The organism is uncultured Eudoraea sp. (genome assembly GCF_947258925.1).
Taxonomy (GTDB): domain Bacteria; phylum Bacteroidota; class Bacteroidia; order Flavobacteriales; family Flavobacteriaceae; genus Eudoraea.
Genome location: NZ_CAMYKG010000020.1, coordinates 1 through 13082 on the forward strand (window position 1 = coordinate 1; position 13082 = coordinate 13082).

The 13082-nt window shown below is 37.0% G+C and carries 15 protein-coding genes and 5 tRNA genes; all 20 read right to left on the reverse strand.

The window, feature by feature from the left end:
* Nucleotides 1-220 precede the first annotated feature (220 nt).
* Nucleotides 221-604 carry a 50S ribosomal protein L7/L12 gene (gene rplL / locus Q0X77_RS08620; RefSeq protein ID WP_297795996.1) on the reverse strand — a complete coding sequence of 128 codons (384 nt, stop codon included), beginning with the start codon at nucleotides 602-604 and terminating at the stop codon, nucleotides 221-223.
* A 53-nt stretch (nucleotides 605-657) separates the two neighbouring features.
* A complete protein-coding gene (gene rplJ, locus Q0X77_RS08625) occupies nucleotides 658-1173 on the reverse strand; it encodes a 50S ribosomal protein L10 (protein ID WP_297795999.1) in 516 nt (171 codons plus the stop codon).
* A gap of 19 nt (nucleotides 1174-1192) precedes the next feature.
* Nucleotides 1193-1882 (reverse strand): 50S ribosomal protein L1, encoded by a 690-nt coding sequence (gene rplA, locus Q0X77_RS08630; RefSeq protein ID WP_297796001.1) that lies wholly within the window; start codon nucleotides 1880-1882, stop codon nucleotides 1193-1195.
* Between the two features lie 23 nt (nucleotides 1883-1905).
* Nucleotides 1906-2844 (reverse strand): 50S ribosomal protein L11, encoded by a 939-nt coding sequence (gene rplK, locus Q0X77_RS08635; protein WP_297796006.1) that lies wholly within the window; start codon nucleotides 2842-2844, stop codon nucleotides 1906-1908.
* A 10-nt stretch (nucleotides 2845-2854) separates the two neighbouring features.
* Nucleotides 2855-3043 carry a preprotein translocase subunit SecE gene (gene secE, locus Q0X77_RS08640; RefSeq protein ID WP_297796009.1) on the reverse strand — a complete coding sequence of 63 codons (189 nt, stop codon included), beginning with the start codon at nucleotides 3041-3043 and terminating at the stop codon, nucleotides 2855-2857.
* A 105-nt stretch (nucleotides 3044-3148) separates the two neighbouring features.
* A tRNA-Trp gene (locus Q0X77_RS08645) sits at nucleotides 3149-3221 on the reverse strand.
* A 65-nt stretch (nucleotides 3222-3286) separates the two neighbouring features.
* A complete protein-coding gene (tuf, locus tag Q0X77_RS08650; protein ID WP_297796014.1) occupies nucleotides 3287-4474 on the reverse strand; it encodes an elongation factor Tu in 1188 nt (395 codons plus the stop codon).
* Nucleotides 4475-4530: 56 nt separating this feature from the next.
* Nucleotides 4531-4602, reverse strand: a tRNA-Thr gene (locus tag Q0X77_RS08655).
* An 80-nt stretch (nucleotides 4603-4682) separates the two neighbouring features.
* Nucleotides 4683-4755, reverse strand: a tRNA-Gly gene (locus Q0X77_RS08660).
* A gap of 106 nt (nucleotides 4756-4861) precedes the next feature.
* Nucleotides 4862-4944: transfer RNA gene (locus Q0X77_RS08665), tRNA-Tyr, on the reverse strand.
* Between the two features lie 25 nt (nucleotides 4945-4969).
* Nucleotides 4970-5043: transfer RNA gene (locus Q0X77_RS08670), tRNA-Thr, on the reverse strand.
* An 86-nt stretch (nucleotides 5044-5129) separates the two neighbouring features.
* Nucleotides 5130-5447 carry a ribosome-associated translation inhibitor RaiA gene (raiA, locus tag Q0X77_RS08675; RefSeq protein ID WP_297796017.1) on the reverse strand — a complete coding sequence of 106 codons (318 nt, stop codon included), beginning with the start codon at nucleotides 5445-5447 and terminating at the stop codon, nucleotides 5130-5132.
* Between the two features lie 45 nt (nucleotides 5448-5492).
* Nucleotides 5493-6383 (reverse strand): tyrosine-type recombinase/integrase, encoded by an 891-nt coding sequence (locus tag Q0X77_RS08680; protein WP_297796020.1) that lies wholly within the window; start codon nucleotides 6381-6383, stop codon nucleotides 5493-5495.
* A gap of 89 nt (nucleotides 6384-6472) precedes the next feature.
* Nucleotides 6473-6667: a 30S ribosomal protein S21 gene (rpsU, locus tag Q0X77_RS08685; protein WP_019671394.1), complete on the reverse strand. Its 195-nt coding sequence runs from the start codon at nucleotides 6665-6667 to the stop codon at nucleotides 6473-6475.
* 71 nt (nucleotides 6668-6738) lie between these two features.
* Nucleotides 6739-7878, reverse strand: a complete 1140-nt coding sequence (locus Q0X77_RS08690) for an acyl-CoA dehydrogenase family protein (RefSeq protein ID WP_297796214.1) — start codon at nucleotides 7876-7878, stop codon at nucleotides 6739-6741.
* A gap of 36 nt (nucleotides 7879-7914) precedes the next feature.
* A complete protein-coding gene (locus Q0X77_RS08695; RefSeq protein ID WP_297796023.1) occupies nucleotides 7915-8673 on the reverse strand; it encodes a helix-hairpin-helix domain-containing protein in 759 nt (252 codons plus the stop codon).
* Between the two features lie 119 nt (nucleotides 8674-8792).
* Complete coding sequence (locus Q0X77_RS08700) at nucleotides 8793-10406, reverse strand: sodium:alanine symporter family protein (protein ID WP_297796026.1); 1614 nt, start codon at nucleotides 10404-10406, stop codon at nucleotides 8793-8795.
* 89 nt (nucleotides 10407-10495) lie between these two features.
* Nucleotides 10496-11503, reverse strand: coding sequence for a TrkA family potassium uptake protein (locus tag Q0X77_RS08705; RefSeq protein ID WP_297796029.1), 1008 nt, complete (start codon nucleotides 11501-11503; stop codon nucleotides 10496-10498).
* Between the two features lie 2 nt (nucleotides 11504-11505).
* Nucleotides 11506-11733 carry a PspC domain-containing protein gene (locus tag Q0X77_RS08710; RefSeq protein ID WP_297796032.1) on the reverse strand — a complete coding sequence of 76 codons (228 nt, stop codon included), beginning with the start codon at nucleotides 11731-11733 and terminating at the stop codon, nucleotides 11506-11508.
* A 12-nt stretch (nucleotides 11734-11745) separates the two neighbouring features.
* Entirely contained in the window at nucleotides 11746-13026 is a 1281-nt protein-coding gene (locus Q0X77_RS08715) for a DUF2851 family protein (RefSeq protein ID WP_297796035.1), read from the reverse strand.
* Nucleotides 13027-13082 lie beyond the last annotated feature (56 nt).

A 13082-nucleotide genomic window follows, 5' to 3' on the forward strand; every position in this document is an offset into this window, starting at 1 on the left:
ATTTAATCTGAATGTCCAAGAAATCCGGATAATTCGGAATGTTCTTAGCGGATGCGAAGTTTACTCTTTCAGTCTGTTTTGTGAACATCAATGGACAAAATTTTGATCGTGAATACCTTAATCGAGTCGTATATTACATCATATACTATATACAAAAGGGTTTAGGTCTAGCCACCAATCCGGTGGAAAGACCTAAACCAAAACCATATGGTTATCGCTATTATTTAAGCTCAACTTCTGCTCCAGCTTCTTCTAATGATTTTTTGATTCCTTCGGCTTCGTCTTTAGAAACACCTTCTTTTACAGCTTTAGGTGCGCTATCAACAATATCCTTAGCATCTTTTAAACCAAGGCCGGTCAATTCTTTAACCAATTTAACAACTGCTAATTTAGATCCTCCGGGAGCTGTTAAAACAACATCAAATTCTGTTTTTTCTTCAGCGGCTTCTGCCTCACCTCCGGCGGCTCCTCCACCAGCAGCAACTGCAACAGCTGCAGCAGCTGGCTCAATGCCATACTCTTCTTTTAAAATATCAGCTAACTCGTTTACCTCTTTTACGCTCAAGTTAACCAACTGTTCTGCGAAATCTTTTAAATCTGCCATTTTTCTATCGTTTAATAAAATTCTTAAATATTCTAATCTTTAGTGCTTAATAATTATTTTTCAGATAATGTTTTCAGAATACCTGCCAGTTTTCCACCTCCGGATTTCAATCCAGAAATAACATTTTTGGCTGGAGATTGTAATAGACCAATTATTTCGCCTATCATTTCTTCTTTGGATTTAATACTTACCAAAGTATCCAAATTCTCATCTCCTACGTAAATAGCTTCCTCAACAAACGCACCTTTTAATAAAGGCTTTTCTGATTTTTTACGGAAACTTTTTATCAGTTTAGCGGGAGCATTCCCGGTATCTGAAAACATTAAGGAAGTATTTCCCTTTAAAGTTTCGGGTAATTCCCCGAATTCTTTTTCAGAAGCTTCCATTGCCTTTGCCAGTAATGTATTCTTAACTACTGCCAATTTAATGTTTGCCTTAAAACAAGCTCTTCTTAATGCCGATGTAGCCACCGCATCCAATCCTGAAATATCTGCCAGATAAATCGTTGTATTATCAGCTAACTGAGCCGTCAAATCTTCTATAACGGTTGCTTTTTCTTCTCTTGTCATGATTTTAAAAAGTTTACAGTTAAACTGCTTTTGGATCTAATTGAAGACTAGGGCTCATCGTACTTGACATATAAATGCTTTTCATATAAATCCCTTTGGCTGCAGCCGGTTTCATTTTATTCAAAGTATCCAGTAATTCCTGGGCGTTGCCAGCAATTTTTTCCGCAGAAAAAGAAGCTTTTCCTATGGCGGCATGTACAATTCCAGCCTTGTCTACTTTAAAATCAATTTTACCAGCTTTTACATCAGACACCGCCTTAGCCACATCCATTGTTACTGTTCCTGTTTTTGGATTTGGCATTAATCCTCTGGGTCCTAAAATACGTCCTAAAGGTCCTAATTTACCCATAACGCTTGGCATAGTGATTATTACATCAACATCTGTCCAACCGCCTTTTATTTTATCCAAAAACTCATCCAGGCCAACAAAGTCTGCACCGGCTTCTTTAGCTTCAGCTTCCTTATCAGGCGTTACCAAAGCCAGGACTTTTACATCTTTACCGGTACCATGAGGTAATGTTACTACCCCACGGACCATTTGATTGGCTTTACGTGGATCTACTCCTAACCTTATCGCAAGATCGATGCTCGCATCAAACTTTGTTTTGGTTATCTCTTTTACAAGCGCAGAAGCCTCAGCTACTGAATAGAGTTTATCTTTCTCTATTTTCGCATATGCTTCTTTTTGCTTTTTAGTTAATTTTGCCATATTAAAAATTGCTTTTGAGATTTTTAAAAAGGTCTTTTACCTGAGACTTTCAAACCCATTGATCTTGCCGTTCCTGCTACCATAGACATTGCTGATTCTACGGTAAATGCATTGAGGTCTACCATTTTGTCCTCTGCAATGGTCTTTACCTGGTCCCAGGAAACATTCCCTGATTTTACTCGGTTAGGTTCACCAGATCCTTTTTTAATCTTAGCCGCTTCCAAAAGTTGTACTGCCGCTGGTGGTGTTTTAACAACAAAGTCAAATGACTTGTCCTTAAATACGGTGATAACAACTGGCAGAATTTTGCCTTGTTTGTCCTGTGTTCGCGCATTAAACTGCTTACAGAACTCCATGATGTTAACGCCGGCAGCACCTAAAGCGGGTCCAACCGGTGGCGACGGATTCGCAACACCTCCCCTAACTTGTAGTTTAACTAATTCTAATGGTGTTTTTCTTCCGAAAATTTTCACCATTACTTCTAATTTTCTTTTCTCTTCGTTTATTTTTTCGACCGTACCATTGAAACCATTAAAAGGACCATCTATGACCTTAATTGTTTCTCCCAGCACAAATGGAATTGCAACACTATCTGTATTGACAGCTAATTCATCCACTTTTCCTAGCATACGGTTTACTTCAGCCTTTCTCAGGGGAACCGGATCACCACCTTTTGTCTCACCCAAAAATCCAATTACATTGGTAATTGAACGAATTATGTGAATCATTTCTCCTCCCAAATTGGCTTTAATCATTATATATCCGGGAAAGTAAACGCGCTCTTTGTTTATCTTTTTCCCATTTCTAATCTGTACTACTTTCTCTGTTGGCACCAGGACTTCTTCCAGGTAATCAGCGAATCCATGACGTTCTACTTCGCTCTCAATATAGCCCTTGATCTTATTTTCCTGACCACTGACAGCTCTTACTACATACCACTTCTTTTCTAATACTTCAGACATAAGCCCCGACTTAATTTATTAAAGTGTTAAAGTAAAGTTGTATGAGTTTGCTGAAAACAGTATCCACACCCCACGTAGCCAGTGCAAATACTATTGAAAACACGGCAACAATAACCATAAGGTTCGATGACTCTGCCCGAGACGGTAAAGTCACATTGTGTCTTAATTCTTCTATGGACTCCTTTATATAAGTTATCATTCCAATTAATTTTTCATTTTTAAGAATGTATTTCGAACACCCTATTATTCAGCTACTCTATAAGACCATTTTCAGATCAATTACATTTAACCCCATTCTGATCAGCACGGGAGGAGAGGCTCGAACTCCCGACACCTGGTTTTGGAGACCAGTGCTCTACCAACTGAGCTACACCCGTTTATAATTACACTGAAAGGTATCCCGCCTGAGCGGGACACCTTAGCGTACTAAATTGTATAGTGGTTAATCTAAAATCTTAGTTACCTGTCCGGCACCTACGGTTCTACCTCCTTCACGGATAGCAAATCGAAGCCCTTCACTCAAAGCAATAGGCTGGATTAATTCTACAGTGATAGATACGTTATCACCAGGCATTACCATTTCAACACCACTAGGAAGATTTATTGTTCCTGTTACATCCGTTGTTCTAACATAGAACTGTGGACGATAGTTGTTGTGGAATGGCGTATGACGACCACCTTCTTCTTTTTTAAGGATATATACCTCAGCTTCAAATTTAGCATGTGGCTTAACAGATCCCGGCTTACAAATAACCATTCCTCTGCTTATTTGTGTTTTTTCAATACCTCTTAACAAAATACCTACATTATCACCAGCTTCTCCTCTATCCAAAATTTTACGGAACATTTCAACCCCGGTAATAGTGGAAGATAATTTTTCAGCTCCCATACCAATGATATCCACAGCATCCCCTGTATTTGCTATACCAGTTTCTATTCTACCGGTAGCAACAGTACCACGCCCGGTGATTGTAAATACATCTTCAACAGGCATTAAGAAATCTTTTTCAACATCCCTTTTAGGTAATTCAATCCACTCGTCAACAGCAGTCATTAGTTCCATTACTGTATCTACCCACTTTTGCTCACCATTTAAAGCTCCTAAAGCAGATCCTGAGATAACAGGTCCATTATCACCATCGTACTCATAGAATGAAAGTAATTCTCTAACTTCCATTTCAACAAGTTCTAATAACTCATCATCATCCACCATATCAACTTTATTCAAGAATACAACGATTCTTGGAATACCTACCTGACGTCCTAAAAGGATATGCTCTCTGGTTTGAGGCATTGGTCCGTCTGTAGCAGCTACAACTAAGATAGCTCCGTCCATTTGGGCAGCACCGGTAACCATGTTCTTTACATAATCCGCGTGACCAGGACAATCTACGTGTGCATAATGACGATTTGCAGTTGAATATTCAACGTGAGAAGTATTAATTGTAATACCTCTTTCTTTTTCTTCCGGAGCGTTATCGATTGAATCGAAACTTCTCATTTCAGATAGTCCTGCGTTTGCTAAAACAGATGTAATAGCGGCAGTTAATGTAGTTTTACCGTGATCGACGTGTCCAATAGTACCAATATTTAAGTGTGGTTTGGAACGATCAAAAGTTTCCTTTGCCATTTTGAATGAATTTAATCTTAGTTTATATTAGTGTACAATAATTAATGTCTAATTTGAGCCAACGACGGGATTTGAACCCGTGACCTCTTCCTTACCAAGGAAACGCTCTACCCCTGAGCTACGTCGGCTGATGGGTTTCCAGGTTTATAATTTTGATAATCAGGCTAATTCCTTTTATCAAAATAACAATCGTCAACTCTGCTCTTTGAGCGGGAGACCGGGTTCGAACCGGCGACATTCAGCTTGGAAGGCTGACGCTCTACCAACTGAGCTACTCCCGCAATTTTATTTTCAAAATTTCGAATTGAGACCAAAACCGACCTAATTTTCCTTAGGCTTTCAATTTTCTAAAACAGATTTGAAACATCTGCTCCCAAAAACCTTTTGTGGGGAGAGCAGGATTCGAACCTGCGAAGGTGAAAACCAACAGATTTACAGTCTGTCCTCGTTGGCCGCTTGAGTATCTCCCCATCCAAGCAATATTATGAACTTCCGAGCCGATGGAGGGACTCGAACCCACGACCTGCTGATTACAAATCAGCTGCTCTAGCCAGCTGAGCTACATCGGCTTTTTAAAGCCTTTTAAAGCATAAAAAAGTCCGCTATTTCTAACGGACTGCAAATGTAGATAATTATTTTTTTAATCAAAACTATTTTATAAAAATTTTAAAGAGGTTTGAAACCTTGGTTTTTTCTTCTTTTTAACCAATTTTCGCTCCAGCGAACTACATGCTGAATCAATTGCCTCCTCAAAAGATTTACATTGTTTTTTTACAACAAACATATCTTTAGGAATATGTAGTTTAATCTCAACAATTTTATTTTCCTTTTCACTTGTATTTTCAACCTTTAAATGTACTTCAGTCCTAACAATTCTATCATAAAAAAGTTCCAGCTTGTCTAATCGAGATTCAATAAAATTTAGAAGTTTTAATTCTGCATTAAAATTGACAGCTTGAATATTTACCTGCATGAGTTGAAAATTATTTAAGGTTAAACAATAGAAAAGAACGTTTTACTATTTTTTGCTCCTTGGATGAGCAGATGCATGTACTTTTTTTAGTTCGGTAATACTATTATGGGTATAAACCTGCGTTGATGCCAAACTAGAGTGTCCTAACAATTCCTTTACTGAATTTAAATCTGCTCCTTTATTAAGTAAATGAGTAGCAAAGGTATGTCTGAGTATATGCGGGCTCTTTTTAACTTTGGAAGAGACCTTACTAAAATACCCATTAATAATTCTATAAACAAGTGTTTCATAAATTTTTATACCCGATTTGGATAGAAAAACAAAGTCCAAATCCCTGATCGAATCCAATTTTATCCGCTCATTTAAATAATCCTTAAACAGTTGAATAGTTGAATCTAAAAGGGGTACAATTCTCTCTTTATTCCGTTTTCCCAATACCTTTAATGTTTTATTGGGTAGTTCAAGGTAATTTAATTTAAGGTTAATGAGCTCTGCCCTTCTTATTCCCGTGGTATAAAGCAATTCAATAATCAACCTGTCCCTGCTGCCTTCAAAGCCATCTTCAAAATGTACATTTTGTAAAAGGGTTTCCATCTCTGTTACAGAAAAAGGAACTTCAATTTTCTTAGGAGTTTTAAGAGCCTTATGCTTAGCTAATGGATTAACCTCAATATTGTCTGTTTTCAATAAAAACTTATAATATGCTTTCAGTGAGGCAATTTTTCGATTAACTGTTCTGTTAGACAATCCTTCCGTTACCATTTTAACTACCCAAGCTCTAATCAAATTATAATCTGCCTCATCTATTTGATCTAAATTGAATTCCTTATGACAAAAATCTTCAAACCCTTTGATATCCTTTTCATATGCCTTCACCGTATTAAGTGAATAATTCTTCTCGTGTGTTAGATAGGCTATAAAAGCAATTGTAGACATAACACAAAGTTACCCTTAGTTATTTGCATAAAAAAATCCCGTCTCGATAGTTATCAAAACGGGAATTATAAAAGCTGTAAAACTATTTATTAAATTTCTTCCTGGTCCCTAAGACCTTGAATATACTGTGCTTTCTGAATTTGTTGTCTTCTTTCAACTGAAGGTTTGGTAAACTGCTGCCGTTTTCTTAACTGACGCATTGTACCTGTACGGTCGAACTTCCGTTTAAAACGTTTTAAAGCTCTGTCTATATTTTCTCCTTCTTTTACTGGTATTATCAACATAGGCTACAACCTCCTTTCTTTAATGATTTTGCGAGTGCAAATATAGAATGAATAAATTAAATGATCGCAAATTATTTTAAAATATTCTTCGCTATTACCACTTTTTGTATTTCAGTGGTGCCTTCTCCTATCGTACAAAGCTTTGCATCCCTGTAAAATTTTTCAACCGGGAAGTCCTTGGTATAACCATATCCACCATGAATTTGGACCGCTTCATCGGCGACCTTAACACATACTTCTGAGGCATACATTTTTGACATCGCACTCATCTTCGTCATTTTTCGACCTTCATTTTTCAGGAAAGCAGCTTTGTGCAGCATTAATTCAGAGGCTTCAATTTCAGTCGCCATATCTGCCAATTTAAATGAAATCCCTTGAAAAGAACTGATAGGTTTTCCAAATTGTATGCGTTCCTTCGAATATTTCAGGGCTGCTTCAAAAGCACCTTTAGCGATTCCTAAAGATAAAGCACCAATAGATATGCGACCACCATCCAATATTTTCATCGACTGAATAAAGCCGTCACCTATATCTCCAAGTCTCTGGTAATCGGGAATCCTGCAATTATTAAAAATAATTTCGGCAGTCTCACTGGCACGCATCCCTAATTTGTCCTCTTTTTTACCACTGGAAAATCCTTTTGTCCCTTTTTCAACAACAAAAGCGGTCATCCCGCGACTATCTCCTTTTTCCCCAGTTCTTGCGATTACGACGGCAACATCCCCACTTTTTCCATGTGTGATAAAGTTCTTGGCACCGTTTAGCACCCAGTCATCCCCATCTTTAACGGCAGTAGTGCTCATTCCACCAGCGTCCGAACCAGTATTATGTTCCGTAAGTCCCCAGGCTCCAATCCATTCTCCTGATGCAAGTTTTGGAATCCATTTTTGTTTTTGCTCCTCACTACCAAAAGATAAAATATGATTTGTGCACAAAGAATTATGTGCGGCAATGGACAAACCAATAGAGGGATCCACTTTAGATATTTCTTCAATAATGGCTATATACTCGTGGTATCCAAGACCAGCCCCACCTAATTCATGGGGAACCAGTACACCCATAAAGCCGTACTCTCCGGCTTTCTTTAATAAATCAGCAGGAAAAAACTGAGCTTCATCCCATTCCATAATATGTGGTCTTATGTATTGTTCTGCAAATTTTTTGGCAGACTCAGCCACATGATGCTGGGTTTCTGAATAATCAAAACTAATAATAGACAAAGTGTCTGTATTCATCGTTGCAATTTTTTAGAGCGACAAATATAATTCAATTCTCTGAATCTTGTCCAAAGGGAATTCCTCAATTTTTGTTAATTCATCAAATGAACCAATTATCCCCATACTATCTCTATACGCAACAATTTGTTTTGCAAGTGTATAATCAATATAAATTAATTGTGCAATCTCTTCCAGGGTAGCTGTATTTATATTGATCTTTTTAATTACAGGCACTTCCTTTATTCTGAATTTATCTAATATCTTATGAACTACCTCTTCCTTGAGGCCATATACATCATAAAGCTGGTCATTTACCAAAAAACCTCCTAAACTGTTTCTGAACTTAACTATCCTAAGCGATAATTTGTCGCCCACTCCGTAAATACTTTTAAGCTCCTCGGCAGTTGCAAGATTTAAATCTTTGTATTCCCTTTTGATTTCACCTGATTTATCCCGACTTCTTTTTCTTTCAACTTTTGCTTGAAGTGTCCATTCAGGAAATTGAAATAATGGAGCAATTAATCGTAATAACGAATCGGAAATTAGGGTAACCTCTTGAAACTCTTTAGCCGAATTAACCCATTTGTTTCCCGATCTGAATACATGCAACCTGTCTATTTCATTGTTAGACATACCAAGCGTATATCCTTTGTAATCTGATATAAAGTTTGGGTTGAAGCGATATATTTTTGATGTATTTTTCTTTATGTTTTGCTCCTTAAGTGAATCCAATTTTCTTTGGATGGTCATGTCTAAAACAAAACTCTCCTCCGGGTCATGAAAGGCCACATTATTAATTAATAGGTATAAAAGTTGTAAACCGAGAATGATTACCAACAAAAAGAAAATCCCACTTCGTTCCTGTTTGTTGAACTCAAAGTGGGATCTGATATTTTTAAGATGATTTTTTATTTCTTTATAACTTTAATGGCATCTAAATATTTGGTCAGTTCTTCTTTGACTTTAGGGAAGAGGATCAATAATCCTATCATATTTGGAAATACCAGCGCCAGGATCATTGCATCTGAAAAAGCAAAAACAGCTCCCATTGAGGCAGAAGCACCAATAACAATAAATGCTACAAATAATACCTTGTAAATCATATCTGACATCTTACTTCTACCGAATAAATATTTCCAGGATTGTAATCCGTAGTATGACCAGGATATCATAGTAGATATAGCGAACAAAACGACAGCAAGTGTAAGAACATAAGGGAACCATGGTATTACAGATTCAAAGGCCATTGAAGTTAAGTTAACTCCACCCATAGCTTCTCCATTTACAATTACAGTGCCCAGACCATCACCACCATATTCAAAAGCACCACCGCTATTGAAGAATATAATGACCAAAGCAGTCATTGTACATATAACTACAGTATCAATAAAAGGTTCTAATAAAGCCACAATTCCTTCGCTTGCAGGGTATTTAGTCTTTACGGCGGAATGTGCTATTGCTGCTGAACCTGCACCGGCTTCATTGGAGAATACAGCTCTTCTAAACCCAACAATCAGTACGCCGAACAAACCTCCAAGGCCAGCTTCAGGTGTAAATGCACCTTTGAAGATTAAGCCAAAGGCATCATCTATATATGAGAAGTTGGCAAAAATTACAATCAGGCAGGCAATCATGTAAATTCCGGCCATAAAGGGTACAATTTTTTCAGTAACCGAAGCTATTCTTTTAATTCCACCAATAATAACAATACCTACCACAACCGCCAAAACAAGACCAATAATAAAACCGGTAGACCCCCCTTGAAGTCCCATCATTGCTACTAATTGTTCTGCGGCTTGATTTGATTGCACTGCATTTCCCCCTCCAAAAGAAGCTCCAACACATAGTATAGAAAAGATAACTGCCAGTGCTTTTCCAAGTCCCGTAAAGCCTCTTTCGGTTAACCCTCTTGATAAGTAATACATGGGGCCACCATATACAGTCCCGTATTCATCTACATCTCTATATTTTACACCCAGGGTGCATTCCACAAATTTCGTGGACATACTTAACAGACCACATAAAATCATCCAAAAAGTTGCGCCCGGACCACCAATGGCAATTGCCAGTGCCACTCCCGCAATATTACCCAGACCCACGGTCCCGGACACCGCCGTTGCTAATGCCTGAAAATGACTCACTTCCCCATGATGGCTTTCATCTCTAATTGTATCGGGCAGATCCCCGTCTACAATATTTACTTCAGCCTTTTCTACTCCATGCCCTTCAACTCCTTCGACATCATCGTATTTTCCTCTAACTACATTTATGGCCAGTGGAAATTTCCTGATATTCACAAATCCAAAATAAAGTGTAAAAAAAGTAGCTCCTAATACCAGTACAAAGACTACAAGAGGTACACCTGTACCAGGAACCTGCCAAAATACAATAGATTCCCAAACCAAAGTAATGGGTTCGAACCATGCATTTATTCGTTCATCAAGGCCCATAGCTTCTGATTCCTGAGAAAAAGAAAATAACGGTAAAAGGAATGCTATTGCTGAAAGAAGTTTAAACTTCATAATGAATGTTTTTGGTTATATTTTGGTTTGAATTGGCGGCAATATCCTAAAAATTAGTAACACTAAAAAATATAATTATTTATTGAAGTTTAATTAATATGAAACATTTCATTGAGTTTTTTAATCTGCTCTGGTCTTCCTAAAACGATCACTTTACTTTTAGGTTCCAAAGGCAAATCAGCTTCGGGATTAATAATATAGTTACCATTGGGTTCTATATATCCGATAATAGTGCATCCTGTTTTTCTTCGTAGATCCAGGTCTCTTAAAGAATTGCACTCCATTTGATCTGCAAAATCTTCTATTGCAACTTCTTCAAGGTTAGTCGTATTTTCTCCTTCAGTAGATAGTTTATCCATAAAAGTTATCAAATCCGGTATTACAACCAATGACGCCATATGATCGCCTCCAATTTTATCCGGCATTATAACTTTATCTGCCCCTGCTAATTTCAATTTATTTTGTGACGTTAATTGAGAGGCCCTGCTTATGATAAATAATTTTTGATTTAATTGTCTGGCAGACAAGACAACAAATAAATTATCTGCGTCATCCGGTAAAGTAACAATTAAGTATTGTGCATTTTTAACACTGGCGGCATTTAAAGTTTCATCCTCGTTGGCATCACCTTCTACAAACAAGACCTCATCTTCATATTTTTCAATAATATCTTTGTCATTTTCAATAACTACATAAGGTTTTTTATACGCTTTGAGTCGCTCCACAGCTTGCATTCCATTACGTCCGTATCCACAGACAATAACATGATTGGATAATTTATTGATCATTTTTTTTAACTTTTTCGTTTTTAGTAGCTGCAACTGATTTTTGCTGAACAAATATTCCGTAATCACAGAAATGGCGTAAGCAAATATAAAGACACTGGATATTATTAGGAAAACCGTAAATATTTTACCCTCTTCCTGTAAAGGACTAACTTCATTAAATCCCACGGTTGTGACCGTTATTATGGTCATATATATGGAATTCAGCCAGGATAACCCGGTTATAAAATGGTACCCCAGTGTCCCGGCTAGTAAAACCGATAACATCAGGGCAATTGCGATGTAAATTTTAGAACGAAAAAGTCTAATCATAGCTATAAATCAAAAACAGAATCTCTTTTGGTATAGATTAAATCCTTAATTCTCAGCCAAAACGCTAAAAACAGGTATAATGCAAAACCAAAGCCCAGGGTTACAAATGTCAGGTAGATAAAAGTAGTTCTGACTACTCGTGCCCTAATGCCCAAACTCTCGGCGATACGCCTGCATACTTCAAAACCACGTTTTTGAAAATATAATAAAACCCGATAGAAAATATTCATTTTTTAAAAATACTATTTTCCTTTTAATAAACTATCCCCAACAACACATTCCAGACATCTATTTTTTTGACAATACATATTATATAAATGAAGAACGGCCTGACTATCCCTGGCATTTATGCATTTCACACCCAAGGAACTAAATTTCCTCAATATTCTATTGTTTTCACTTTTTAATCCATTTATTATTGCACAAATTTTTGCACTTGCATCCACACCCTGCCATTTGGAATAACAAAAGATTATGGGTAGAATGGTATTGATGAGCAATAAGTTTATAAAATTGCTGGAAAGTCTGCGTTCGCTTTTCGGAGATACCTTGCCAAAAACATAATGCGTCTTCCAATAATCGCTCACAGAAATATTAAAAATAGTGTAGATTTCTTCAACTTCAGACATTGCCACAATATTCGCAAATAATTGAGGCCTTTTCACATATAAATTTGATATCTGAGATAAGCGGATCGTAGGAAAGCTGGCCGGTCGCAATCTAAAAAATGAAGGTCTCTGAATGCTATTTTTATCTATCTTGAATTTATTTCCCAGATAAAGAAACTCTTTCCTCATCGCCCTATGTAAACTATCCGGTGACGGTGTATCATCCAAAAGCCCTGATAGACCAAATAGTACGGATTCTAATTGAAATACGTTCTTGGATAATTTTCGGACAATTGCAAAATCCAGAGATTTACCAAGGCTCAAAAAAGGATCACTATTCAATTTAACTCCGAAGTTTTTTAATAATATTATAAATAGTACCCTTTCCCAGTCATTATTTGTTTCTGCCAGTATTGTATTAATTTCATTTGATTTTTCCTCCAACCTTTCAAAATAGAGGCGTTCCAGCCATACAGAAAATTTAAACTTATCCGTAGAAGAAATGTCAGATTCACAATTTATAAAACTGCCCTTCTTTGAATTAAATAATTTGTAATAATTAGTGAGAATATCAACCGGTATAAAATTTTTGAGTTCCAGGGCCGGTATTTCCCGGTTGTTTTTTCGATAAACAGTTACATCTTCCTCCCAAACTACATGTAAAATTACATTAGAATAATTGACATCAATATGATGCTTATGATGGTACCAGTCAGAGGATCTCGTATGTATTTCGACATTTCCTACCCAGAGTTGTCCGTCAATTTCCAATTTGGCATGAAAAAAATCCGGTCCGGAATTATGATTGTGTATGCCCGGTGATATAATATGAACCGGCTTGCATCTGGAAGTATAAAGATTGGTAAATGGAATTTTTCCATTTTTCCAGATGTAGTGTAGGAAATCTTCAGGCATGCTCCTAAAATAAAAAACCCCACTGTAAATGGGGTGCAGTAGTAATGATATACTAT